The 24,084-nt window shown below is 67.7% G+C and carries 28 protein-coding genes; 14 read left to right on the forward strand and 14 right to left on the reverse strand.

Features of this window, described 5'->3' with window-relative positions; all coding sequences use genetic code 11:
* The first annotated feature begins 75 nt into the window (after positions 1-75).
* The 7 genes from eno to lpdA all read left to right on the forward strand — a co-directional run bounded on the left by eno (position 76) and on the right by lpdA (position 7,483).
* Positions 76-1,353: a phosphopyruvate hydratase gene (eno, locus tag HNQ67_RS02440; RefSeq protein ID WP_183251976.1), complete on the forward strand. Its 1,278-nt coding sequence runs from the start codon at positions 76-78 to the stop codon at positions 1,351-1,353.
* A gap of 140 nt (positions 1,354-1,493) precedes the next feature.
* Positions 1,494-1,811 (forward strand): FtsB family cell division protein, encoded by a 318-nt coding sequence (locus HNQ67_RS02445; protein WP_183252749.1) that lies wholly within the window; start codon positions 1,494-1,496, stop codon positions 1,809-1,811.
* A 113-nt stretch (positions 1,812-1,924) separates the two neighbouring features.
* Positions 1,925-2,953 (forward strand): pyruvate dehydrogenase (acetyl-transferring) E1 component subunit alpha, encoded by a 1,029-nt coding sequence (pdhA, locus tag HNQ67_RS02450; protein WP_183251978.1) that lies wholly within the window; start codon positions 1,925-1,927, stop codon positions 2,951-2,953.
* Positions 2,954-2,956: 3 nt separating this feature from the next.
* Complete coding sequence (locus HNQ67_RS02455) at positions 2,957-4,348, forward strand: pyruvate dehydrogenase complex E1 component subunit beta (protein WP_183251980.1); 1,392 nt, start codon at positions 2,957-2,959, stop codon at positions 4,346-4,348.
* A complete protein-coding gene (locus HNQ67_RS02460) occupies positions 4,345-4,662 on the forward strand; it encodes a DUF5076 domain-containing protein (protein ID WP_183251982.1) in 318 nt (105 codons plus the stop codon). The genes HNQ67_RS02455 and HNQ67_RS02460 overlap by 4 nt, the downstream gene beginning before the upstream one ends.
* A complete protein-coding gene (locus HNQ67_RS02465) occupies positions 4,659-5,933 on the forward strand; it encodes a pyruvate dehydrogenase complex dihydrolipoamide acetyltransferase (protein ID WP_183251984.1) in 1,275 nt (424 codons plus the stop codon). The genes HNQ67_RS02460 and HNQ67_RS02465 overlap by 4 nt, the downstream gene beginning before the upstream one ends.
* Positions 5,934-6,082: 149 nt before the next feature.
* The gene (gene lpdA / locus HNQ67_RS02470; protein WP_183251986.1) at positions 6,083-7,483 is read left to right on the forward strand and encodes a dihydrolipoyl dehydrogenase; all 1,401 of its coding nucleotides are present in this window, start codon (positions 6,083-6,085) and stop codon (positions 7,481-7,483) included.
* A gap of 17 nt (positions 7,484-7,500) precedes the next feature.
* Here the strand turns inward: lpdA and HNQ67_RS02475 are convergent, their stop codons facing one another.
* Positions 7,501-7,683: a DUF3606 domain-containing protein gene (locus tag HNQ67_RS02475; protein WP_168048551.1), complete on the reverse strand. Its 183-nt coding sequence runs from the start codon at positions 7,681-7,683 to the stop codon at positions 7,501-7,503.
* Positions 7,684-7,912: 229 nt separating this feature from the next.
* Between HNQ67_RS02475 and HNQ67_RS13720 the strand changes: the two genes are divergently transcribed.
* Positions 7,913-8,380, forward strand: a complete 468-nt coding sequence (locus HNQ67_RS13720; RefSeq protein ID WP_183251988.1) for a pilus assembly protein TadG-related protein — start codon at positions 7,913-7,915, stop codon at positions 8,378-8,380.
* On the opposite strand, the gene HNQ67_RS02485 is transcribed toward HNQ67_RS13720, so the two are convergent.
* A complete protein-coding gene (locus HNQ67_RS02485; protein WP_183251990.1) occupies positions 8,359-9,225 on the reverse strand; it encodes an NAD(P)-dependent oxidoreductase in 867 nt (288 codons plus the stop codon). The two genes, HNQ67_RS13720 and HNQ67_RS02485, sit on opposite strands and share 22 nt — an antisense overlap.
* A gap of 10 nt (positions 9,226-9,235) precedes the next feature.
* Complete coding sequence (locus HNQ67_RS02490) at positions 9,236-9,736, reverse strand: flavin reductase (RefSeq protein ID WP_183251992.1); 501 nt, start codon at positions 9,734-9,736, stop codon at positions 9,236-9,238.
* Positions 9,737-9,879: 143 nt separating this feature from the next.
* Here HNQ67_RS02490 and HNQ67_RS02495 point away from each other — a divergent pair, with 143 nt between their 5' ends.
* Together HNQ67_RS02495 and HNQ67_RS02500 are read left to right on the forward strand one after the other, a co-directional pair.
* Positions 9,880-10,782 (forward strand): flagellar motor protein MotB, encoded by a 903-nt coding sequence (locus tag HNQ67_RS02495; protein WP_183251995.1) that lies wholly within the window; start codon positions 9,880-9,882, stop codon positions 10,780-10,782.
* A gap of 124 nt (positions 10,783-10,906) precedes the next feature.
* A complete protein-coding gene (locus HNQ67_RS02500; protein ID WP_183251997.1) occupies positions 10,907-11,641 on the forward strand; it encodes an arginyltransferase in 735 nt (244 codons plus the stop codon).
* Here HNQ67_RS02500 and HNQ67_RS02505 read toward each other — a convergent pair.
* The 5 genes from HNQ67_RS02505 to HNQ67_RS02525 all read right to left on the reverse strand — a co-directional run bounded on the left by HNQ67_RS02505 (position 11,638) and on the right by HNQ67_RS02525 (position 16,801).
* Positions 11,638-12,660 (reverse strand): M48 family metallopeptidase, encoded by a 1,023-nt coding sequence (locus HNQ67_RS02505; RefSeq protein ID WP_183251999.1) that lies wholly within the window; start codon positions 12,658-12,660, stop codon positions 11,638-11,640. The genes HNQ67_RS02500 and HNQ67_RS02505 overlap by 4 nt on opposite strands.
* 3 nt (positions 12,661-12,663) lie before the next feature.
* Entirely contained in the window at positions 12,664-13,242 is a 579-nt protein-coding gene (locus tag HNQ67_RS02510) for a LemA family protein (RefSeq protein WP_183252000.1), read from the reverse strand.
* Positions 13,243-13,321: 79 nt separating this feature from the next.
* On the reverse strand, positions 13,322-15,523 hold the full coding sequence (parC, locus tag HNQ67_RS02515; protein WP_183252002.1) for a DNA topoisomerase IV subunit A: 2,202 nt from the start codon (positions 15,521-15,523) through the stop codon (positions 13,322-13,324).
* A 40-nt stretch (positions 15,524-15,563) separates the two neighbouring features.
* On the reverse strand, positions 15,564-16,295 hold the full coding sequence (recO, locus tag HNQ67_RS02520; protein WP_183252004.1) for a DNA repair protein RecO: 732 nt from the start codon (positions 16,293-16,295) through the stop codon (positions 15,564-15,566).
* A 44-nt stretch (positions 16,296-16,339) separates the two neighbouring features.
* Positions 16,340-16,801: a nuclear transport factor 2 family protein gene (locus HNQ67_RS02525; protein WP_183252006.1), complete on the reverse strand. Its 462-nt coding sequence runs from the start codon at positions 16,799-16,801 to the stop codon at positions 16,340-16,342.
* Positions 16,802-16,957: 156 nt separating this feature from the next.
* Between HNQ67_RS02525 and HNQ67_RS02530 the strand changes: the two genes are divergently transcribed.
* From HNQ67_RS02530 to HNQ67_RS02545, 4 genes are all read left to right on the forward strand, one after another.
* Complete coding sequence (locus tag HNQ67_RS02530) at positions 16,958-17,305, forward strand: ArsR/SmtB family transcription factor (protein ID WP_183252008.1); 348 nt, start codon at positions 16,958-16,960, stop codon at positions 17,303-17,305.
* The gene (locus HNQ67_RS02535; RefSeq protein ID WP_183252010.1) at positions 17,289-17,792 is read left to right on the forward strand and encodes an SRPBCC family protein; all 504 of its coding nucleotides are present in this window, start codon (positions 17,289-17,291) and stop codon (positions 17,790-17,792) included. The genes HNQ67_RS02530 and HNQ67_RS02535 overlap by 17 nt, the downstream gene beginning before the upstream one ends.
* Positions 17,793-17,832: 40 nt before the next feature.
* Entirely contained in the window at positions 17,833-18,312 is a 480-nt protein-coding gene (locus tag HNQ67_RS02540) for an SRPBCC family protein (protein ID WP_183252012.1), read from the forward strand.
* A gap of 62 nt (positions 18,313-18,374) precedes the next feature.
* Positions 18,375-18,815 (forward strand): VOC family protein, encoded by a 441-nt coding sequence (locus HNQ67_RS02545; protein ID WP_183252014.1) that lies wholly within the window; start codon positions 18,375-18,377, stop codon positions 18,813-18,815.
* Between the two features lie 4 nt (positions 18,816-18,819).
* Here HNQ67_RS02545 and HNQ67_RS02550 read toward each other — a convergent pair whose 3' ends face one another.
* The 6 genes from HNQ67_RS02550 to HNQ67_RS02575 all read right to left on the reverse strand — a co-directional run bounded on the left by HNQ67_RS02550 (position 18,820) and on the right by HNQ67_RS02575 (position 24,083).
* Positions 18,820-20,001 (reverse strand): serine hydrolase domain-containing protein, encoded by a 1,182-nt coding sequence (locus tag HNQ67_RS02550; RefSeq protein ID WP_183252016.1) that lies wholly within the window; start codon positions 19,999-20,001, stop codon positions 18,820-18,822.
* A 49-nt stretch (positions 20,002-20,050) separates the two neighbouring features.
* The gene (era, locus tag HNQ67_RS02555) at positions 20,051-20,998 is read right to left on the reverse strand and encodes a GTPase Era (RefSeq protein WP_183252018.1); all 948 of its coding nucleotides are present in this window, start codon (positions 20,996-20,998) and stop codon (positions 20,051-20,053) included.
* Positions 20,995-21,711 carry a ribonuclease III gene (gene rnc / locus HNQ67_RS02560; RefSeq protein WP_183252019.1) on the reverse strand — a complete coding sequence of 239 codons (717 nt, stop codon included), beginning with the start codon at positions 21,709-21,711 and terminating at the stop codon, positions 20,995-20,997. The genes era and rnc overlap by 4 nt, the downstream gene beginning before the upstream one ends.
* Entirely contained in the window at positions 21,711-22,604 is an 894-nt protein-coding gene (gene lepB, locus HNQ67_RS13565) for a signal peptidase I (protein ID WP_343054810.1), read from the reverse strand. Before lepB ends, rnc begins: the two co-directional genes overlap by 1 nt.
* A gap of 343 nt (positions 22,605-22,947) precedes the next feature.
* Positions 22,948-23,349 carry a holo-ACP synthase gene (acpS, locus tag HNQ67_RS02570; RefSeq protein ID WP_183252023.1) on the reverse strand — a complete coding sequence of 134 codons (402 nt, stop codon included), beginning with the start codon at positions 23,347-23,349 and terminating at the stop codon, positions 22,948-22,950.
* Positions 23,346-24,083 (reverse strand): pyridoxine 5'-phosphate synthase, encoded by a 738-nt coding sequence (locus HNQ67_RS02575; protein WP_183252025.1) that lies wholly within the window; start codon positions 24,081-24,083, stop codon positions 23,346-23,348. The genes acpS and HNQ67_RS02575 overlap by 4 nt, the downstream gene beginning before the upstream one ends.
* Between the last annotated feature and the right edge of the window lies 1 nt (position 24,084).

A 24,084-nucleotide genomic window follows, 5' to 3' on the forward strand; every position in this document is an offset into this window, starting at 1 on the left:
CGGTCAGGCGCTTGGCGATTCGGAAGGCGTTGGGCTAAACCCGCCATCCAATCCTCGCCCTGACAGAGCCGTCTCATGACCGACATCGCCGACATCGCCGCCCGCATGATCCTCGACAGCCGGGGCAATCCGACGGTGGAGGTCGATGTAATCCTGGATGACGGGAGCTTCGGCCGGGCGGCGGTCCCGTCGGGGGCCTCGACCGGCGCCCATGAGGCGGTCGAGCTGCGTGACGGCGACAAGGATCTGTGGGGCGGCAAGGGTGTCGGCAAGGCCGTGGACGCGGTTAACGGCGAGATCTTCGACGCCCTCAGCGGCATGGACGCCGAAGACCAGCGCCGCATCGACGAGGCCCTGATCGGGCTGGACGGGACGTCGAACAAGAGCCGGCTGGGCGCCAACGCCATCCTCGGCGTCAGCCTGGCCTGCGCCAAGGCCAGCGCCATTTCCTCGGGCCTGCCGCTCTATCGTTATCTCGGCGGCGTATCGGCCCGGATCCTGCCGACTCCGATGATGAACATCATCAACGGCGGGGCCCATGCCGACAATCCGATCGACATCCAGGAATTCATGATCCTGCCGACCGGGGCGGACAGCTTCTCGGAAGGCCTGCGGATGGGAGCGGAGATTTTCCACGCCCTGCGCAAGCAGCTGAAGGACGCCGGCCACAACACCAACGTCGGCGACGAGGGCGGCTTCGCGCCCAACCTGGCCTCGGCCGAGGAGGCGCTTAGCTTCATCACCCGCGCCGGCCAGGCGGCGGGCTATCTGGCGGGCGAAGATTTCCACCTCGGTCTCGACGTCGCTGCGACGGAATTCTTCAAGGACGGCAAATACGTCATGGCCGGGGAGGGCAAGACGCTCGAGGCCGAGGCCATGGTCGGCTACCTCGCCGATCTGTGCGAACGCTTCCCGATCGTCTCGATCGAGGACGGCTGCGCGGAGGACGATTTCGACGGCTGGAAGCTGCTGACCGATCGGCTCGGCGACCGGGTCCAGATCGTCGGCGACGACCTGTTCGTCACCAACCCGGCCCGACTGGCGGCCGGCATCGGCGAGGGTCTGGCCAATTCCATCCTTATCAAGGTCAATCAGATCGGGACCTTGTCCGAAACGCTTGATGCAGTGGATATGGCCCACCGGGCTGGCTACACCGCCGTCATGAGCCACCGTTCGGGCGAGACCGAGGACTCGACCATCGCCGATCTGGCCGTCGCCACCAACTGCGGGCAGATCAAGACCGGCTCGCTGGCCAGATCCGACCGCACAGCCAAATACAATCAGTTGCTCCGCATCGAGGAGATGCTGGGTGACCAGGGCGCCTACTATGGCGACGGAATGCTGCTGAAATAGTCTCCGGATCGGCCTCGCTTCGCTCGTTGTCCGAGGATGACGGGTTTTATGGCCAAGCTACGGTTCGTTAGGCATTTTCGGTCAGGACTCGTCAATCGTGAGTCCACGCTCAGAAGGAGCGTCCGTCAGTGCCCGAACGGATGAAGCCGTATTTCCCGTCAGCAATCCTGATGCTGCTGATCGCCTACCTGGGCGTCCAAGCCCTGACCGGCGAACGCGGGCTGCTGAGCGGCGGCGAGCGCGAGGCCATGCTGTTGCGCCGCGAGGCCCAGCTGGCGGGGATTCTGGAGCAGCGGCGGGATCTTGAAGTCCGCGTCCGCTACCTGCGCACCGACAGCCTGTCGCGGGATCTGCTCGAGGAGAGGGCCCGCGCCGTGCTCGGCTTCGCCGACCCCCGCGACTATGTGATCCGGGTCTCCGCGCCCGCTCCGGAGGCCGGGTCGACGCCGAAGGCGTGAACTTTCGTTACAGCTTGACCGGAGCGCTTTGCGTTTCGGGAACGAAGGCTGCTAAAGCCCCTTTCCGTAACGACAAGAGGTCCTGGAAGCGGGGCCCAGCCGGGAGATGACGGATGGCGAAAGCCCCCGCCGCCAAAGCTGATTCCAGCAAGGCGACCAAACTGCCCAACACGCCGACGGCCTCCAAGGAGGACCTGCTGCGATTTTACCGTGAGATGGTGCTGATCCGCCGTTTCGAGGAGCGCGCGGGCCAGCTCTACGGCATGGGCCTGATTGGCGGCTTCTGCCACCTCTACATTGGCCAGGAGGCCGTGGCGGTGGGCGTTCAGGAGAGCGTCAAACAGGGCCACGACAAGATCATCACCGGCTACCGCGACCACGGCCACATGCTGGCCGCCGGCATGGACCCGAAAGAGGTCATGGCCGAGCTGACCGGCCGCATCGGCGGCTCGTCCAAGGGCAAGGGCGGTTCGATGCACATGTTCGACACCGCCACGGGCTTCTACGGCGGCCACGGCATCGTCGGGGCCCAGGTCGCGCTCGGCACCGGTCTGGCCTTCGCGGGTCGTTATCGCGGGGATGACTCGGTGGCGTTTGTGTACTTTGGCGATGGCGCGGCGAACCAGGGACAGGTCTACGAGAGCTTCAACATGGCCCAGCTGTGGAAGCTGCCGGCCATCTACATCATCGAGAACAATCAGTACGCCATGGGCACGAGCATCGAGCGCTCGTCGTCGACGACCGACCTGAGTCAGCGCGGGGCCAGCTTCGGCATTCCGGGCGAGCAGGTCGACGGCATGGACGTGCTGGCGGTGCGCGACGCGGTGGCCAAGGCCGTCAAGCGGGCGAGGGAAGGGGGCGGTCCCTACATCCTCGAGGTGAAGACCTACCGCTACCGCGGCCACTCGATGTCGGACCCGGCCAAATACCGTTCCAAGGAGGAGGTCGACGAGGTCAAGAAGACCCGCGACCCGATCGATCACATCAAGACCCTGCTGGCCGCCGCCAAGGCGACAGAGGACGAGCTCAAGGCCATCGACAACGAGGTCAAGGCCATCGTCGCCGAGGCGGTGCAGTTCGCCCAGGAAAGCCCGGAGCCGGATCCGTCCGAGCTCTACACCGACGTCTACGTGGAGGCCTGACTCGTGACCGACATTCTCATGCCGGCGCTGTCGCCCACGATGGAAGAGGGCACGCTGACCAAATGGCACATCAAGGCGGGCGACACCGTGTCGGCCGGCGACGTGATCGCCGAGATCGAAACCGACAAGGCGACCATGGAGGTCGAGGCCGTCGACGAGGGCGAGGTGCTGGAAATCCTCGTCGCCGAGGGCTCGGAAAACGTGAAGGTCAACACGCCGATCGCCCGTCTGGCGGGTGAAGACGGCGCGGCGAATTCGACGACGAAATCCGGGGACTCCGGAGACAGCGGAAAGACGACTTCGGAGACTTCGGAGACCAGGGCCGCTAAGGAGACCGGCGACCCGGAGAAGGCGTCGTCGCAGACGGCGACCCCGAAGGTCGAGCTGAAGGATCCCGAGGTTCCCGCCGACGCCAAACTGGTCAAGACCACCATCCGCGACGCCCTGCGCGACGCCATGGCCGAAGAGATGCGCCGCGACGAGGGCGTCTTCCTGATCGGCGAGGAGGTCGCCCAGTATCAGGGCGCCTACAAGGTCAGCCGCGAGCTGCTGCAGGAGTTCGGCGACAAGCGCGTCGTCGACACCCCGATCACCGAGCACGGCTTCGCCGGCCTCGGCGTCGGCGCGGCGATGGCGGGCCTGAAGCCGATCGTGGAGTTCATGACGTTCAACTTCGCCATGCAGGCCATCGACCACATCATCAATTCGGCCGCCAAGACGCTCTACATGTCGGGCGGCCAGATCCGCGCCAGCATCGTCTTCCGCGGACCCAACGGCGCCGCCAGCCGCGTCGGCGCCCAGCACAGCCAGGACTATTCCGCCTGGTACGCCCAGGTGCCCGGGTTGAAGGTCATCGCTCCCTATGACGCCGCCGACGCCAAGGGGCTGATGAAGGCCGCCATCCGCGACCCCAACCCCGTCGTCTTCCTCGAGCACGAGATGATGTACGGGCTGGAGTTCGACGTGCCCGAGGTCGAGGACTATCTGGTGCCGATCGGCAAGGCCAAGGTGCGTCGCGAAGGCACGGACGTGACCATCACCGCCCACAGTCGCATGGTCGGCTTCGCCCTGCAGGCCGCCGAGAAACTGGCGGAGGAGGGGATCAGCTGCGAGGTCGTCGATCTGCGCACCCTGCGCCCGCTCGACCACGAAACCATCGTCGAGAGCGTCAAGAAGACGAGCCGTCTGGTTTCGGCCGAGGAGGGGTGGGGGCCGATGGGCGTCGGCGCCGAGGTCGTGGCCCGGGTGATCGAACACGCCTTCGACTATCTGGATGCGCCGCCGCTGCGGGTCCACCAGGAGGACGTGCCGCTGCCCTACGCCGCCAATCTGGAGGCGCTGTCGCTGCCGGGCGCCGACAAGATCGTCGCCGCCGTGAAACAGGTGATGGCATGAGCGAGCCCGAAGAGCACCAGCTGAAGACCCCGGACAGCGTCGCCGCCGATCCCGAGGCCGTCGAGATCCTGCGCATGTGGTGGTCGAAGCAGGAGCCAGTGATGTCGGTCAAGCCGGCCTTCAACGACCCGGCCATGTTCGGCCGCATGCTGGCCTATGCCGCCACCCATATGGCGCACGGCTACAAGGTTCGGCACGGCATGGACGAGCGGCACGCCTACAACCAGATCCTGACTGGCATGAGCGACGCCATCAAGGCGCAGAACGTCCAGACCGTCACGGAACCGCTCGAACCGTCGGGGAGCGCGCAATGACCGACATCCTGATGCCCGCCCTGTCGCCCACCATGGAGGAGGGCGTACTGGCCAAATGGCACGTCAAGGTCGGCGATGTCGTCTCCGCCGGCGACGTCATCGCCGAGATCGAGACCGACAAGGCGACCATGGAGGTCGAGGCCGTCGACGAGGGCGAGATCACCGACATCCTCGTGGCCGAAGGGACCGAGGGGGTGAAGGTCAACACCCCGATCGCGCGACTGAAGGACGAGGGCGGTGCGGCCGCTCCGGCGCCGAAGGCCGCGCCCGCGAAGGCAGAACCGGCCAAGGCCGAGCCCCCGAAAGCGGACGCCGCCCCCGCCGCTGCTCCGGCCCAGAAGGCGCCCGCTGCGCCGTCGAAGGACGGCGAGCGCATTTTCGCCTCGCCGCTGGCGCGCCGCATCGCGGCCCAGAACGGCGTCGATCTGAAGTCCGTCAAGGGCACCGGGCCGCACGGCCGCATCGTCAAGCGTGACGTTGAGGGCGCGGGCAAGGGCGGGGCGCAACCTTCGCCCGCCGCCGGGGCTCCGGCCGGCGAGGTCCGCAAGGTCCAGTCGCTGGCTCAGATGGGCATCCCGGACGGCAGCTACGACCTGATCCCGCTGGACGGCATGCGCAAGGCCATCGCCCGGCGTCTGACCGACAGCTTCCGCGACGTGCCGCATTTCCCGCTGACCATCGATTGCGACATCGACGGCCTGCTGGCCGCCCGCGCCAAGGTCAATGCGATGCTGGAGAAGGACGGGGTCAAGGTCTCGGTCAACGACTTCGTCATCAAGGCCTCCGCCATGGCCCTGAAGGCCGTGCCGGAAGCCAACGCCAGCTATTCACCCGAGGGCATCGCCATGCACCACAACGCCGATGTGGCGATGGCGGTGGCCATCGACGGCGGCCTGATCACCCCGATCATCCGCAAGGCCGAGACCAAGACGCTGTCGCAGATCGCCACGGAGTCAAAGGATCTCGCCAAACGCGCCCGCGACCGCAAGCTGAAGCCCGAGGAGTTCCAGGGCGGCACCTTCAGCGTGTCGAACCTGGGCATGTTCGGCATCAAGTCATTCGCCTCGATCATCAACGAGCCGCAGGGCGCGATCATGAGCGTCGGGGCAGGGGAGCAGCGCCCCGTGGTCAAGAACGGCGAGTTGGCCGTGGCCACGGTGATGTCGGTCACCCTGACCTGCGATCACCGCGTCGTCGACGGCGCGATCGGTGCAAAATTCCTGCAGGTCTTCAAGGCGATGATCGAAGATCCTGTGACGATGCTGGCGTAACCTTTTCGCTTGTCATCCTCGGGCCTGTCTCGAGGACCCATCGTTCCAACGCAAGGATCAGGGATCGGCGGGCGCAACCTACCGGCGGTGTTCGTGTCCGAACCCGCCATGGGCCCTCGGGACACGCCCGAGGGTGACGGAGTTTAGAGATGGAATTCGACCTCATCGTCATCGGCTCGGGCCCCGGCGGCTATGTCGCCGCCATCCGCGCCAGCCAGCTGGGCCAGAAGGTCGCCATCGTCGAGCGCGAGAACCTCGGCGGCATCTGCCTGAACTGGGGCTGTATCCCGACCAAGGCGCTGCTCAAGTCGGGCGAAAAGTACGAGAGCCTGACGCACCTCAAGGACTACGGCCTGTCTGCCGACAAGGTCGGGTTCGACTTCGAGGCCATCATCCAGCGTTCTCGGGGCGTCGCCGCCACGATGAACAAGGGCGTCGCCTTCCTGATGAAGAAGCACAAGATCGAGGTGATCGAGGGCTCGGCGAAGCTCGAAAAGGGCAAGGAGTCGCCGAAGGTGGTCGTGGCCCTGAAGGCCGGAGGCTCGCGGACGGTCGAGGCGAAGGCGGTCATGCTGGCCGTCGGGGCGCGGGCGAGGGCGCTGCCGCAGATCGGCCTGGAAGCCGACGGCGACCGGATCTGGGCCTATCGCGAGGCTCTGGCGCCGAAGTCCCTGCCGAAGTCGTTCGTGGTGATCGGATCGGGCGCTATTGGGCTGGAATTCGCCAGCTTCTACCGCGCCCTGGGAGCAGAAGTTACGGTAGTAGAAGCGGTCGACCGGATCATGCCGGTCGAGGACGAGGAGGTCTCCAGGGCCGCCCGCAAAGCCTTCGAAAAGCGCGGCCTCAAATTCCGCGTCGGGGCCAAGGTGACCAAGGTCACCAAGTCGGCCAAGGGCGTCTCCGTGGCCGTCGAGGTCGACGGCAAGGCCGAGACGCTCGAAGCCGAGGTGTGCATCTCGGCCGTGGGCATCACCGCAAACACTGACGGCATCGGGCTGGAGGCGCTGGGCGTTGAACTGGACCGTGGGCACATCAAGATCGACGGCCACTGCCAGACCAATGTGAAGGGGCTGTTCGCCATCGGCGACTGCGCCGGCGCGCCGTGGCTGGCCCACAAGGCCTCGCACGAGGGCATCCACGCCGCGGAATACATCGCCGGCTACAAGACGCCGAACGTCCATTCACCGATCGCCGGCTGCACCTATACCCAGCCGCAGGTGGCCTCGGTCGGCCTGACCGAACAGGCCTGCAAGGCCGAGAAGCGCGAGATCAAGGTCGGCCGCTTCCCGTTCAAGGTGAACGGCAAGGCCGTGGCCGCCGGGGAGACGGAGGGTTTCGTCAAGACGATCTTCGACGCCAGGACCGGGGCCCTGATCGGGGCCCATATGATCGGCGCCGAGGTCACCGAGATGATCCAGGGCTATGTCACCGCCATCACCATGGAAGCGACGGAAGAGGACATCCACGGCATCGTCTATCCGCACCCGACGATGTCCGAGGCCATGCACGAGGCGTCCCTGGACGCCTATGAGCGGGTGCTGCACCTCTAAGGCGCGGCGGGACGGCCCTAACGCTTCTTGCCGAGCTCGGCGGCGATGTCCTTGACCATGCGGCCGGCCTTGCGGTGGGCGGCGACAATCTGGTCGCGGGTTACGCCCCAGCGCTTCATCCAGTATTCCACGGCCTGACGCTCCGACAGGTCGAGCCGGTCCTTGTCGATAAAGCCGCGCTTGTCCTTGAGGCCGGCCATGATCGCTCCTTGTCAGCGAGAGAGGGGTAATCGCGGCGGCGGCCGATAGCGAGTCCAAACACGCGGACCTGATTGTCGCCTAAGATATATTATGCGAAATGTGAAACGCCTTCAGCCGCTTGGGCAGAAACGTTTAACCTGTCGACTGTACAACGATCCTGACGCTGAAGCCCAACCCGTCGATCGGGTCCAGGGCGCCGGCAGCGCAGGCGATAGAGGCGGTAGAGGCGTGCGGATCATCTTTTGGGCCACACGGTTCGGAAAGAACACCCGGGGCTCGCTCGCCCTGAAATCGGCGCTCGTTCTTCCGGCGGTCCTGATGATGGGCGCGGTCGGGTTCGACCTGATCCAGGTCCAGGCATCGAAGAACCATCTCCAGGATATCGCCAACAGCGCCGCCCGGGCCGCCGCCGATGACCATTCAGCGCCCTCCGACGCCAACGAGCGCGCCCGCACCCATGTGGAGTCTGAACTCGGCGAATGGGGCAAACAGGCCCCAACGGTCGAGGGTCTCTACGAGGTCGTGGATGTCGAAGGCCGGAGCGCCATCCAGGTGGTCCTGAAGGGACGCCGCCCCTCCCTCTTCGCGAATCTTCTGCCCCCCGGCGGCTGGCGTTTCGTCGCCCGGTCGTCAGCAACGATCCCAAGCATGGCGCCTGAGGGTCAGCAATCGGATCACCGCGCCGGACGGGCCTGAAGCCGCGCCGCGAGGCTGGACGTGTCCCAGCGCGCGCCGCCCATGGCCTGAACCTCCGAATAGAACTGGTCGACCAGCGCCGCCAGGGCCAGATGCGCCCCGTTGGTCCGCGCCTCGTCGAGCACCAGACCCAGATCCTTGCGCATCCAGTCGACGGCGAAGCCGAAGTCGAACTGGCCCGCCGCCGCGGTCTTCCAGCGGTTGTCCATCTGCCACGACTGCGCGGCGCCCCTGGAGATGGCGTCATAGACCGCGTCGGTGTCGAGCCCCGCCGTCTGGGCGAAGTGAACCGCCTCGGCGAGTCCCTGGACGACGCCGGCGATGGCGATCTGGTTGACCATCTTGGTCAGCTGGCCGGCGCCTGACGGGCCCATGTGCTTGACGGCCTTCGCATAGTGCATGAGGACCGGCTCGACCCGGACCAGCGCGGTCGCGTCGCCGCCGGCCATGACGCTGAGCTGGCCGGTCTCGGCCCCCGCCTGCCCGCCCGAGACCGGCGCGTCGATGAACGCAGCCCCCTGCCCCGCCGCCTGCGCCGTCATCTCGCGCGCGACCCGCGCCGAGGTGGTGGTGTGGTCGACGATGACCGCGCCCCGGGCCAGCGACGGCAGGGCCGCCGCGACGACCTCACGCACATCGTCGTCATTGCCGACGCACAGGATGAACATCTCCGCGCCCGCCGCGGCCTCGTTGACAGTCGCGACGAACCGGCCGCCAGTCGCCTTGGCCCAGGCCCGCGCCTTGTCCGGCGAGCGGTTGAAGCCGGCGACCGCGTGACCGGCCTCGACCAAATGACGCGCCATCGGGGCGCCCATCACGCCCAGTCCCGCGAAGCCGATCTTCATGCCTGGATCCTCAGCTGTTCGGTTCGGTCGCAGCGCCGTATCGGCCGCGATAATAGGTCAGGGCGTCGCCCGGGCGGGTCTCGAAGGCCTGGACTTCACCGACGATGGTCAGGTGGTCACCCATGACGATGCGGTCGCGGGCGAGGCAGTCGAGCCGGGTCAGGGCGTTCTTGAGACGGGGCGGCTCCCGGCTGGAGCTGTCGAACTCGTCGGAAGACAGCCGGCAAACGCCCCAGGCGAAGCGGTCGGACATCTCGCGATCCTCGACCGGCAGCATGTGCACCGCGAACCGGTCGGCCGAGGCGAAGGCGTCGTGCCGCCAGGACGCGCGGTCGAGGCACCACAGGATCAGCGGCGGGTTCAGCGAAACCGAGGTGAAGGAGTTGACGGTGATGCCGTACGGCCCCTCGTCGGTGTGGGCCGTGACGACGCAGACGCCGGTCGCGAAACCGCCCAGGGCACGGCGGTAGGCGGCGGCGTCGAAGGCTTGAGGGGCGGCGGGACCGGTCACCCGGCAGGACTAGGATAGCCCCGGCGCAGCGGCAAGGTCCGTTTCCGTGTCGCCCGTCGAACGGGGTCAGCGGTTATCGCAAACGGGTTCTTAACGCCGACCGTCGACTGTGGCGGGAACTGGATGCGTAGCGAGTCTCCCCGATGTCCATGAGCGATCGGCCGATCCTCATCAAGAAGATAAAGAAGGTCGCCGGCCACGGGCATCATGGCGGCGCCTGGAAGGTCGCCTATGCCGACTTCGTGACCGCCATGATGGCCTTCTTCCTGCTGATGTGGCTGATCAACACGACCGATCCGGAACAGAAGCGCGGCATCGCCGAATATTTCGCCCCGGCCAGCGTGTCGGCCACGACCTCGGGTTCGGGCGGCATCCTGGGGGGCACATCGCTGGGCGACGACGGCGCCAAGGGATCCGGCTCGCAGTCGGTGATCAGCCAGCTGGCCCCGGAAGCGCCGCCGGACGCGCCGCCGGAGGCCGGACAGAGCCAGAGCCTCGCGGCCGCCAGCGAAGCGGCCCTGCGCGACGAGATCGCCCGGCGCGAGGCCGCCGAATTCTCCTCGGCCGCCGAGTCCCTGCGTCAGGCCATGCAGTCGATGCCGGAACTGGCCGAACTGTCGAAACAGCTGATCATCGACCAGACCCCGGAGGGCCTGCGCATCCAGCTGGTCGATCAGGAAGGCCGCTCGATGTTCGAGACCAATTCGGCCCGTCCGAACGCGCGGGCGCAGTTGCTGCTCAGGGCGATCTCGCGGGTGATCAACCAGCTGCCCAACCGTATCTCGATCACCGGCCACACCTCGGCGGCCGCGGGGGCGAACCGGGCCAGCGGACCGAACGACTGGACCTTGTCCTCCGAGCGCGCCAATGCCTCGCGTCTGATCCTGCAGGGTGCGGGCGTCGATCCGGACCGGGTCTATCAGGTCTCGGGCAAGGCGGGGTCCGATCCGCTTTATCCGGACGACCCGACGCTGGCCGGAAACCGCCGGATCGCCATCGTGCTGCTGCGCGAGGCTCCGGTGCTGCCTACGGACACCAGCCTGTGACCGCCCGCCCGCCGCTCAGGCGTCGGGCGAATGGCCTTGCCGCGCGGACCGGCGCAGGGCCAAATCGGGCGATGCCGTCAGGAGCGCCAAACTGTCGTCGGAATTGGGTGTGGAGCTGTCGTCCGTGACCCAGTTCGTCCCCACGCGTCAGCTTCGCTTCTACATGACCTCGGTGGCCCCCTGCCCCTATCTGCCGGGGCAGACCGAGCGGAAGGTGTTCGCCAACCTGCCGTTCAGCGAAGGCGCGCACGTCAACGACGAACTGACCCAGGCCGGCTTCAGGCGCAGCCAGAACATCGCCTATCGTCCGGCCTGCGAAGGCTGCGACGCCTGCGTCTCGGTGCGGCTGCCGGTGCCCGAGTTCTCCTTCTCGCGCTCCGAGCGCAAGGTGCTCAAGCGCAACGACGACCTGACCCGGGATCTGGTCGAGGCCGAGGCGACGATGGAGCAGTTCGACCTGCTGCGGCGCTATCTGCAGGGCCGGCATCCCGGCGGCGGCATGAGCACCATGGGCTGGCTCGACTACGTCGCCATGGTCGAGGACACGACGGTGCGGACCCATCTGATCGAATACCGTCTGCCCCCGCCCGACGGCGGACCCGGCGATCTGGTTGGGGTGTGCCTGACTGACCTGCTCTCGGACGGGCTGTCGATGGTCTACAGCTTCTTCGATCCGGCGCTGGAGGCCCGCAGCCTCGGCCGGTTCGCCATCCTCGATCATGTCCGGCAGGCGGCGGCGGTGAGCCTGCCCTTTGTCTACCTCGGCTATTGGGTACAGGGCTCGAAAAAGATGGACTACAAGGCCGGCTTCCGGCCGCTGGAGCGGCTGACCCGGCTGGGCTGGGAGCGACTGCCCTAGCCGGAGACCGGCGTCGAGGTCCCCCACGGCGAGACCGCCTCGCCGCCCGGCCATGGACCGGGATCCCGCCCGCCGCCGAACTTCACCAGGGCGTCGACCCGTTTCTGGATCGGCGGATGGCTGGCGAACAGGCCTTCGAGGCCGACGCCGTCGGGCTGGTTGTCGAGGAACAACTGCTGCACCTCGTCCGGCCCCTTGATCGAGGATCGGCCCTCGACCTTGCGCAGGGCCGAGATCATGGCGTCGGGGTTCTTGGTCAGCTCGACCGCGCCGGCGTCGGCCACGAACTCGCGGGTGCGCGACAGCATCATGCGGATGACGAAGGCGAGCACGAAGCCGATCACGGCGAAGGCCAGGCCGATCAGGATCAGCGGCATGGCGTTCTTGTTGTCGCGCCGCCCGCTGCGGGAATAGAGCAGCCCCCGGAACACCATCTCGGCGATCACGCTGATGATGCCCGCGAAGATCGAGGCGATCACCATGGTGCGCACGTCCTTGTTGATGACGTGGGTCAACTCGTGGGCCAGAACCGCCTCGACCTCGTCGCGGTCGAGAGTGTTCACCAGGCCCCGGGTGACGGTCACGCTGTACTGACCCTCGTGCAGGCCGGTGGCGTAGGCGTTGAGGCTGTCGGTCTCGATGATGCGCAGCGTCGGGGTGCGCAGCCCGCGCGAAATGGACAGGTTTTCCAGCAGGTTGTAGAGCTCAGGTTCAGACCGTCGCTCAACCTTGCGCGCGCCGGTCAGGGCGTCGACCATGGCCTGACTGCCGAAATAGGCGATGGCGAACCAGACGGCGGCGATGCCCAAGGCCAGGGGCACGGTCCAGCCCAGCCACGAGGCGGCCAGCGCCATGTCGTCGCCGAGCCCCTTGCCCGTGCCGGGCATGAACCCCAGCCCCATCAGGATCAGCTGCACCCCGTAGAGGATAAAGATCACCAGCACCGGGAAGGCGGCGAGCAGCAGGATCGAGCGGGTGTTGTTCGCCCAGATGTGGGTCTGGAGCCCGACGGCGCGCATGGATCAGGCCTGGAAATTCACCAACGGCGGCGCGGCGGTCATGGCGGCCCGATCGGTCTCGCCCACGTCGAAGAAGGGCTTGTCCGAGCCAAAGCCGACCATGGCGGCGAACAGGACGGTCGGGAACTGGCGGCGCACGGCGTTGAACTCGCTGACCGCGTTGTTGAAGAAGCGGCGGGCGGCGGCCAGCTTGTTCTCGATGTCCGACAGCTCGCGCTGCAGTTCGAGGAAGTTGGTGTTGGCCTTGAGGTCCGGATAGGCCTCGGCGACGGCGAACAGCCGGCCGAGGGTGGCGGTCAGCATGTTCTCGGCCTGGACCTTGTCGTTGACCGAGTTGGCGCCGGCCGCGGCGGCGCGGGCCTGGGTGACGGCGTCGAGGGTGGCCCGCTCGTGTGTGGCGTAGCCCTTCACCGTCTCGACGAGGTTGGGGATCAGGTCCTGACGCTGCTTGAGCTGGACGTCGATGTCCGCGAACGACTGGTCGGCCTTCTGGTCGAGCGCGACCAGCCGGTTGTAGGCGCCGACGACGACGAACAGCACGACGGCGACGATGACGGCGATGACGATCAGGGTGGTCAGCATGGCGGTCTCCAAGCTCGGCCGGTGATCGGCCACGAACGATTATCGGGCGCCCGGACGACGCTCGATAGTGAAATCGGCGTCACCTGAATTTGCGCAGCCCGCGGGGGCCCTGCCGCCCCGCCCCGGCGCGCTTGCCGAGCCAGTCCTTCCAGTCAGGCCAGTTGCGCCGGCGGCCGCCGCCGTCGACCCATTCGGGACCGGCCTCGGCGCTGAACACCGCGACGTCGGCGAGGCCGCCCTGTTTGTAGGACTGCAGCTTGACCCCCTTGCCCCGGCCCATCTCCGGCAGGTCGGCGAGAGGGAAGATCAGGGCCTTGATATTGTCGCCGATGGCGGCGACGTGATCTCCGGACACCCGGATGGCGGCCAGCATCTCGCCGTTGAGGACCTGTTTGCCGCCGCGCTTCTGGGCCAGCAGGTCGTCTTCCGGCGCGACGAAGCCGTAGCCGGCCTTCGACGCCACCAGCAGCTTGCCGCCGGGCTGATGGGCCAGCAGATTGACGATCCCGGCCCCCTCGTCGAGGTCGATCATCAGCCGGACCGGCTCGCCGTGGCCGCGTCCCGAGGCCAGCTTGTCGGCGCCGATGGTGAAGATGCGCCCGTCCGAGGCGGCCAGCAGCAGCTTGTCGGTGGTCCAGGCGGGCACAAGGAAGGCGAGGCTGTCGCCCTCCTTGAACTTCAGCTCGGACGGATCGTCGACCTTGCCCTTGGCGGCGCGGATCCAGCCGCGTTCGGACAGGATGACCGTGATGGCCTCGCGCGGGATGAAGGCCTCGATCGAGGCGATGGCGGCGGTGTCGACCGCCTCGGAAATGGTGGTGCGGCGCGGCGAGACCAGCGCCTTGCGGACGGATTCAAGGTCCTTGCCGACCTGTTTCCACTGTTTGGCGGGCGAGGACGACAGCGCCTGCAGTGTAGCAAGTTCGTCCGACAGGGCCTTGTATTCATTCTCGATCGTCATCTCCTCAATCCGCGCCAGCTGGCGCAGTCGGGTGTCGAGGATGAAGTCAGCCTGGAGTTCGCTGAGGCCGAAGCGGGCGATCAGGACGGCCTTGGGCTGTTCCTCCTCGCGGACGATGCGGATCACCTCGTCGAGGTTGAGGAAGACGATGCGCAGGCCTTCGAGCAGGTGCAGCCGCTTCTCAACCCGGTCGATGCGCCAGCCGGCGCGGCGCACCAGCACCTCGCGGCGGTGATCGAGGAAGGCCTGCAGACAGGCCTTCAGTCCCATGACCCGTGGCGTGCCGGTGGCGTCCAGCACGTTCATGTTGATCGGGAAGCGGACCTCGAGGTCGGAGAGCTTGAACAGGCTCTCCATCAGGACCTCGGGCTCGACCGTGCGGCTCTTCGGCTCGAGCACCAGGCGGATGTCCTCCGCGGACTCGTCGCGCACGTCACCAAGCAGCGGGGCCTTCTTGTTCTCGATCAGGTCGGCGAGCGCCTCGATCAGCTTCGACTTCTGAACCTGATAGGGCATCTCGGTGACGACGATCCGCCAGACGCCGCGGCCGAGGTCCTCGGTCTCCCAGCGGGCGCGCAGGCGCACCCCGCCCCGGCCCGTCTCATAGGCGTCGAGGATGGAGGCGTGGCCCTCGACGGCGACGCCGCCCGTCGGGAAGTCCGGCCCCGGCACGATATGCGCCAGCTCTTCGGTGGTCGCGTCGGGCCGCTCGAGCAGCAGGTGGCAGGCGTCGATCAGCTCGCCGGCGTTGTGGGGCGGGATCGAGGTGGCCATGCCGACGGCGATGCCCGACGAGCCGTTGGCCAGCAGATTGGGGAAGCCGGCGGGAAGGACGACCGGCTCCTCGTCTTGATCGTCGTAGGTGGCGCGGAAGTCGACCGAGTCCTGGTCGATGCCTTCCATCAGCAGAACGGCGGCGGGCGTCAGCTTGCACTCGGTGTAGCGCATGGCCGCGGCGTTATCGCCGTCGATGTTGCCGAAATTGCCCTGGCCGTCGACCAGCGGATAGCGCTGCGAGAAATCCTGGGCGAGACGCACCAGGGCGTCGTAGATCGAGGCGTCGCCGTGCGGGTGGTAGCCGCCCATGACCTCGCCGACGACCTTGGCGCATTTGCGCGCCGCCGCCTGCGGGTTCAGCCGCATCTGGTGCATGGCGTACATGATGCGCCGGTGCACGGGCTTGAAGCCGTCGCGCACGTCCGGCAGGGCCCGGTTGGTGATGGTCGACAGCGCATAGGCGAGATAGCGGCGAGACAGCGCCTCGCTCATCGGTTCGTCGATTATGCGTCCGCCTTCGGGCGGCGGGGTATGAACGGTCATGGGCCTTCGAATCGGCGGTCTGGAGCCGGAAGTCTAGCGCCTAAAGCCGTCCCGCCTCGCCCAGCTTGTCGATCATCCACACCCGCGCGGGGGGAAGCGGCCGGTCGAGCGGGTGGAAGACGAACTGTTCGAGGAAATGGCCGGTCAGGGCGAGACCCGAGCCGACATCCCCCTGCCCCAGGCCGGCCTGGGCGCCGAGCATGAAGGGCGGCAGATCGAGCAGCTTGCCGGCATAGGGTTCGCCGGCCGCGCGGCTGACGGCGCGGCCGGTGCGGGGGCTGACCCAGACCAGATCGTCCATGCTCCCGCTGACGGCGCAGCGCGACAGGTCGAGGCCGAAGCCAAGATCTTCCAGCAAGCCGGACTCAAAGCGCACGAAGATCGCCGGCCAGACGTCCGGCACGGCGAAGGCGGCCATCAAGGCCTCGAAGGCATGGAAGGCGCCCGGGTGTGGTTCACGCTCGGGCAGCGCCCCCTGGGCCACGGCGGCGGCGGCGGCGAGTCCGGTCAGGGCCAGCGGATCGTCGAACAGGGCGCTGGGTCCCTCCCCCACCGGCTCCAGCCGCGCCGAGCCGAGATGGTCGGCGGTGCGGGCCCGATAGTCGGCGACGACCCGGGCCCCGGCCTGCAGAAACGGCTTCATCCGCCGCGAGGCCCCGCCCGCGACATAGGCGGCGCGGCGGCCGTGCCCCTCGGTCAGCAGCTCGACCACCACGCCGGTATCGCCGTGGGCGCGGGCCGAGAGGACATAGGCGTCGTCGGTGAACTCCATGGCCCGGGTTAGCGGGGTCGGCGCGCGTTGGCCATACGTTCCGTCTATTCCGGGGACCGGATCGTCTCCACGACCGCCCTGGCCTGATCGTTGGGGACGGCGAAGCTGAGGACGTACTGCTCGATCTTCCAGCCCCCGTCGGTCAGACGCAACACGCCGGAGCCGCGGGTGACGCCGTAGGACTTGTTGTTCAGAACCTCGTCAAACCAGGCGATGCACCGGCAAGCGATCGGGGCCAGGGTCACGGTCCGCTCGACCGGGGTGTAGGTCCAGCCCTGACCGCGGGCGAAAACCGGTTCGGCGTAGGCCCTGAACTCCGGCAGCGTCCAACGTTCCGCGGCGTCGGTGCCGATAAAGCGGGCGTCCGGCGTGAACAGCGCGAAATAGGCCGCGCTGTCGGCGCTGGAGGCGGCCACGTGCAGGGCGTCGATCGTCGCGGCAACTTCCGCCTCGGGCGATTGAAGCGGAGCCATGGGCAGGGCGAGGGCGGCGACAAGGGCGAGCATGGCGAGGTCTCCGGCGATATGGCGTCATGAGCCTAGACCGGGCCGGCGGGAAAGTCCGGCCGGATCGCTCGCCCCACGCCCGTCCTATTTAACCAAGCGGTTGACAGCGGCGCGACGGCGGTCCATTTAACTAGCCAGTTACATACAGAGTGCCTGATGCCCGCCGATCCCCTCAGCGCCAAGTTCTCCGCCCTGGCCGACCCGACCCGTCGGGCCATCCTGGCGCGGCTGTGCGAGGGGGAGGCCACCGTCAACGACCTCGCCGAGCCGTTCGACATGAGCCTGCCGGCCGTGTCGAAACATCTGAAGGTGCTGGAGAAGGCCGGGCTGATCAGCCGGGGGCGCGAGGCGCAGTGGCGTCCCGCCCGGCTCGAACCGATGGGCCTGAAAGGCGTCGCCGACTGGCTGGAGCATTACCGCCGCTACTGGGACGCCAGCTTCGACCGTCTGGATGCGTACCTGAAGCAGATTCAGAAAGGAGACCCCGATGGACGGGAACACTGAGACCAATCCCTGCCACACCGACGGTGTCGCCCATGAGCACGCGCTGGTCCTGCGCCGGGTCATCGACGCCTCGCCGGAGCGGATATGGAAGGCGTGGATGACGCCGGACCTGCTGAAGCAATGGTTCGCGCCGAAGCCATGGACGATCTCGGACGTGCAGGTCGATCCGAGGCCCGGAGGCGTGTTCAACTTCGTCATGCACGGTCCGGACGGCGAGCGCTTTCCCAACAGCGGCGTTTTCCTGGAGGCGATTCCGAACAAGCGCTGGGTCACGACCGACGCCCTGACGCCCGATTGGCGGCCGGCCGGCCAGCCGTTTATGGTGGCCACGGTGGAGCTGACGCCGCGCGATGACGGCAAGACCGACTACGTCGCCACCGCGCGGCACTGGAACGCCGAGACGATGAAGCAGCACGAGGCCATGGGCTTCCACGAAGGCTGGGGCCAGTGCGCCGACCAGCTGGCCGAGCTGCTGAAGAGCCCCTGACCCTCCCCGGTCGCGACCGGACCCGCCGAAGAGCCCCCCGATGACCCTCGCAGAAGACGTCGCCACCCGCCCCACCCTGCACATTCAACGCGTCTTCGACGCCCCGCGGGCGCTGGTGTGGCGGGCGTGGACCAGCCCCGAGATCATGGTGCTGTGGATGGGGCCGGTCGAATGGCCGATGGTGTCCGGCTCCGGCGATTTTTGCGTGGGCGGCGCCTGGCGGGCCTGCCTGCGTTCGCCCGCCACCGGCGAGGCGTTGTGGCAGGGCGGGATCTATCGCGAGATCGTGCCGGAGGAGCGGCTGGTCTTCACCTTCAAGTGGGACGAGGCGCACGAGGACGGACCGCCGGTCGACACCCTGGTAACGGTGAGGCTCAGCGACGCGCCGGGCGGCGGAACCGTGATGGACTTCACCCACGAGGGCCTGAAGTCCGAACAGAGCCTGACCGGCCACAGGCACGGTTGGACCAGCACCTTCGACCGGCTCGAGGCCTTTCTGGCGCAAGACGGAGTTTCCTGAAGAAGGCCTATTCCTGATCAGTAGAGACGCGTTCGGTTCAACCTGCTCGAGGAGCGAAGACCATGAAGATCGTGACCAGCCTCAGCTTCCGCGGACAGTGCCGCGAAGCCTTCGAATTCTACGCCAAGGTGCTTGGCGGAAAGATCACCGCCGCCATGCCCTATGGCGACGCCCCGCCCGACATGCCGGTGGGCCCGCAATACAAGGACTGGCTGATGCATTGCTGGCTTGAGGTCGGCGATCAGGCGATCATGGGCGCCGACATGGACGTCGACTGGGCGCCGAACGTCGACAAGCCGAAGAACGGTTTCGACGTCACCCTGCACACCGAGGACGCGGTCGAGGGACGCCGCTGGTTCGACGCCCTGGCGGAGGGCGGCAAGGTCGGCATGCCCTTCGCCGAGACCTTCTGGTCGCCCGGCTTCGGCTCACTGACCGACAAGTTCGGCGTACCCTGGATGGTCAATACGATCCCCTCGGGAGACGGACAACCGGCGTCGTGAGGGTTTAGCGCGCCATCGCGGTCGGGAAGGCCCGGCCCAGCGCCTCGGCCATGCCCTGCTGCGACAGCTGGAAGACAGCCTCGCGCTGGTGATAGTTGTTCGACAGGACGATCACCGTGACGTCGCCCTCGGGCTGGTGCGTCGCCAGGTTGCGGAAGCCCGACCAGCTGCCGGTGTGATAAATCTGGCGGTCGAGGAAATCGGGCCGGACCCGGCGGCCAAGACTGTTGACGAACAGGCCATAGCCCCAGTCCCGGCGGGGCCGGCCGCGTTCGTCCGGCGTGTCGGCCGGGGCGTGATCGGCGATCATCTGGCTATAGCTCTCCGGGCTCAGCAGCGTCCCGCCATGCAGGGCGCGGTTCCAGACCAGCAGGTCGTCCAGTGTCGAATACAGGGCGCCCGCGCCAGGGATGATGCTGACGTTGTGGTCCGGCTGCGGCGACGGCGGGCCGCCAAGATTGGCGTAGCCCATGACCACGTCGGACCGGTCGTCCTCGAAGCCGGTGTCGGCCATGGCGAGCGGCACGAAGAAGGCGTCGCGAAGATAGTCTTGCAGCGGCAGGCCGCTGGCCTTCTGCACCACATGGCCCAGCAGGTTGTAGGCGGCGTTGTTGTAGCGGACCTTCGTACCCGGCGGGAACTGCAGGCCATACTGCGCTGACTCCACGGTCAATTGTTCCGAAGTGGCCGGCGTGACGCGGCGGAGACCCCAGCCCGGACGGGCCATCAGGTCAGGGATGCCCGAGGTGTGCGACAACAGGTGATGCAGGCGGATCGGGGCCCAGGCCGCCGGACAGTCCTCGACCCAACGGCAAACCGGGTCGTCGACCGTCAGCACTCCCTCGTCCTGCAGTCGGAGGATGGCGGCGGCGGTGAACTGCTTGCTGACCGAGGCGAGGCGGAAGCGGGAATCGAGCGCCAGCGGCTTGCCGAGATTGCGGTCCGCATAGCCGTAGACCTGGCGGAACAGCACCTGATCGCCCCTGGCCACCAGCACGCCGCCGGTGAAAGCGCCTGACCCGCCCCAGCGTTCCAGCTGTCCGGCCAGCTGGGGCAGGTCCTCGACCACGACCAGCGGCGGGCGGGGCGGCAGAGGTTCCGGCGCCGGCGCTTCCGGCAAGGGCCGGACCGTGAGCCAGGCGACGACCCCGGCGGCGAGGACGAAGATCACGGCGAGAAAGGCCATCGTCAGCCGGGGGTGGCCGCCGGAGTGTCTGGGGACGTGAAACACCAGCCTAGACGTCGTAATCCAGCCCGAACTGGGCGAAGAGGGCGCGGCTGTCCTGCCATTTCGGGTCGACCTTGACCGTCAGGAACAGATGCACCGGGCGGTCGAGCAGCTCGATCAACTCCTCGCGGGACTTCTGACCGATCCATTTCAGGGTCTGGCCGCCCTTGCCCAGCACGATCGGCCGCTGGCTCTCGCGCTCGACGTAGATGGTCTGTTCGATGCGGGCCGAGCCGTCGGCCTTGTCCTCGAACGAGGTGGTCTCGACCGCCGCCGAATAGGGCAGCTCCTCGTGGACGCGCAAATAGACCTTCTCGCGGGTGATTTCGGCCGCCAGCACGCGCATCGGCACATCGGCCGACTGATCCTCGGGATAGAGCCAGGGCCCTTCCGGCATGGCTCGGGCGAGGCGCTGCTTCAGGTCATCGACACCGTCGCCGCTGAGCGCGGAGATCATATAGACCTCGGAATAGACGCCGGTTTCGAACAGGGCATGCGAGAGGGCCAGCAGGGTGTCGCGCCGCATTCCGTCGATCTTGTTCAGCGCGAGAATGACCTGTTTCCCGGCGGCCTTGAGCGCGGCGATGATGGTCTCGGTGTCCTCGGCCGAGCGGCGATCGGCGGCCTGACCGTCCCTGCCCTCGGCGGCGATGTGCGAGGCGGCGTCGATCAGGTGGACCACCACGTCGGCGTCGTCGGCCCCGCCCCAGGCCGAGGCGACCATGGCCCGGTCCAGGCGCCGGCGCGGGGTGAAGATGCCGGGCGTGTCGACCAGCACGATCTGTGCGTCGCCCTCCATGGCGATGCCGCGCACCGGAAAGCGGGTGGTCTGGACCTTCTGGGTGACGATCGAGACCTTTGTCCCGGTCAGGCGGTTGACCAGCGTCGACTTGCCCGCATTGGGCGCGCCGATGATCGCGGCGAAGCCGGCTCGCTGGTTTTGGGTCTCGGTCAAATCACGCCTTCACGCTGCAGCAGGCCGATGGCGGCCGCCTTCTCCGCGTCCTGACGCGAACGGCCCTGCGCGGTCAAGGGCGGATATCCGTCCACCATGGCCTCGACGGTGAATGTCGGGGCGTGGTCCGAGCCGGTGCGCTCGACGATGCGGTAGGTCGGCAGCGGTCTCCCCTGCCCCAGCGCCCATTCCTGCAGGGCCGATTTCGGGTTGGTCAGGGACCGGCGCGGCGGGGCGGCCAGTTCGGCGGCCCAGGCGCGTTCGAACACGGCGCGGGCGGCGTCGATGCCGCCGTCCAGCCAGACCGCGGCGAGGATGGCCTCCATGGCGTCGCCGAGCATGCCCTCGCGACGCCGGCCGCCCTGTTTGGCCTCGCCCGGCGACAGTCGCATGGCGTCGCCGACGCCGAGACTCTCGGCGGCGCGGGCGCAGGTGGCCTTGTCGACGAGGCCGTGCAGCAGCGAGGACATCTCGCCCTCGTCAGCGGCGGGGAAGTCGCGCATCAGCCGATCGGCGACGAGCAGGCCGAGCACCCGGTCGCCGAGAAACTCCATCCGCTGGTTGTCGAGGAACGGCCGGCCGCGGGCATCCCGTTCGGCCCCCTCCCCCACGCTGGCGTGAGTCAGGGCCTGGTCGAGCAGCGACGGGTCCCGGAAGTCGTGGCCCAGCTTGCGCGCCAGCGCCGCGACCGCCTGCGCCCGCCGGTCAGCCATCAGTGCAGGACGGTGAAGAACCGGCTCGGACGGACCTTCGAGAACCAGCTGACGGGATTCCAAAGCGAGGCGCCCTCGGTCCACGAGAACAGGATGATCTCGGCCTTGCCGATCAGGTTCTCGGCCGGAACCAGGCCGACGCCGTTCTCGGTGACGCCGTAGCGGCTGTCGACCGAATTGTCCCGGTTGTCGCCCATCATGAAATAGTAGCCTTCGGGGACCTCGAACACCGGGGTGTCGTCGGCCTGGTTGCCGGGACCGTAGTCCTGGATGGTGAAGGTCTTGCCGCCGGGCAGGGTCTCACGCGCCTTGATGACGGGCATGCCGTACATGTTGGCGGCGTCGGCGTCGCTGATGACGACGTCCTGCACCGGCTGGTCGTTGATGTGCAGGACGTTGTTGATCATCTGGACCCGATCGCCGGGCAGGCCGACCAGACGCTTGATGTAGTCCGTCTTGTTGTCGCGCGGCAGTTTGAACACCACGATGTCGCCACGCTCGGGCTGCTGTCCAAAGATGCGGCCCTCGAACACCGGCGGGCTGAACGGGATGGCATGCTTCGAATAGCCATAGCTCCACTTGGAGACGACGATGTAGTCGCCCTCGTAGAGGTTGGGCTCCATCGAGGCCGACGGGATGGTGAAGGGCTGGAACAGCAGCACCCGCAGGACGAGAGCGATGAGCAGGGCGAAGACGATCGTCTTGATGATCTCGACGGTCTCGTTGCCGCCGCCCGACTTGCCTTTCTTGCGGCCCGTCTTGCCGCGGGCGTAGACGGGCGTCGTATCGACGTCCTCGAAGGGCGCGTCGCCCGAGTCGCTCCACACCGGCGTCCTGGACGAGGCGGCGGCGGCACCGGCGGCGGCGGCGGCGGTCGCCCCGGCGGCGGTCACAGCCGCGTCGTGGTCGCCGTGCGCGGCTTCGGCCTGGACCTCGTGGCCGTGCCCGGCGTGATCCGCGGCATGGGCGTCCGCCACCGGATGGACCTCGGGTGCAGGTTCGTCATGATGAGCATCGGCGGCCGGCGCGGCGTGGGCCTCGTCGTGCCGCTCGGCGCCGTGCGTCCCGGCGGGCTCCGCATGATCCGGTTCCGGCGAGGCGGCCGGTGCGTGATCATCGTGACCGTGTCCGGCGTCCTGGCCGTGGTCGTCGTGCGGCTTGTTCTCGTCGCTCATGGTGACCCTGTCCCCCAGCCGCTGTGCGCGGTCTTTCAGCGGCAGAAGCGGTATAACGTGATTAAGCCATCGGCAAGGCTTCGATCACCACGAAGGCGAGCGCGTAGGGGTGTTCGTCGCTCAGCGTGAGATGGATTCGCGCCTCGTGACCCGGAGGCGTCAGACGCGCCAGATGCTCGGCGGCGTGGCCGGTCAGGCGCAGGGTCGGCTGTCCGGACGGCAGGTTGGCGACGCCCATGTCGCGCCAGTAGACATCGGCCCGCATGCCCGTGCCCAAGGCCTTGGCGCAGGCCTCCTTGGCCGCGAATCGCTTGGCGTAGCTCCAAGCCGGCTCCGGCTTGCGGTCAGAACGGACCCGTTCCAGTTCGGTGAAGCAGCGCAGCTTGAAGCGCTCGCCGTAGCGGTCCAGCGAGTTCTGGATGCGGCGGATGTCGCACAGGTCCGCGCCGACGCCGACGATCATGAAGCGGCGTCCATGGCCGCACGCATCCGGTGGATTGCGGCGGTCAGGCCGACGAAGACCGCTTCGCCGATCAGGAAGTGACCGATATTGAGCTCCCGCACCTCCGGGATGGCCATCATGTCGCCTGCGGTCTGGTAGTCGAGCCCGTGGCCGGCGTGGACCTCCAGGCCAAGATCGGCGGCGCGGCTGGCGGCGGCCTGCAGGCGGACGAACTCCACCGCCCGTTCGTCGCCCGACACATGGCAGTACCGGCCAGTGTGGAACTCGACGACCTGGGCTCCGACGGCGTGGGCGGCCTCGACCTGCTCAAGCGCCGGCTCGATGAACAGCGAGACCCGCACGCCGGCGTCGGCCAGGGCCCTGGCCACCGGCGCGATCCGCGCCTCGCAGCCGGCCACGGCCAGGCCGCCCTCGGTGGTCACCTCCTCGCGCCGTTCGGGCACCAGGCAGGCGGCGTGCGGGCGATGGCGCAGGGCGATGGTCAGCATCTCGTCGGTGACCGCCATCTCGAGGTTCAGCGGGCGACCGGCGACGGCGCACAGCTCGCTGAGCGCCTCGATATCGGTGTCGGTGATGTGGCGGCGGTCTTCCCGCAGGTGGGCGGTGATGCCGTCGGCGCCGGCGGCGAGAGCCTCGCGGGCGGCGCGGACCGGATCGGGATGGACCCCGCCCCGGGCATTCCGGACCGTGGCCACATGGTCGATGTTGACGCCAAGGCGGACGGGCGAGACCATC

The sequence above is a fragment of the Brevundimonas basaltis genome (assembly GCF_014202075.1).
Lineage (GTDB): Bacteria > Pseudomonadota > Alphaproteobacteria > Caulobacterales > Caulobacteraceae > Brevundimonas > Brevundimonas basaltis.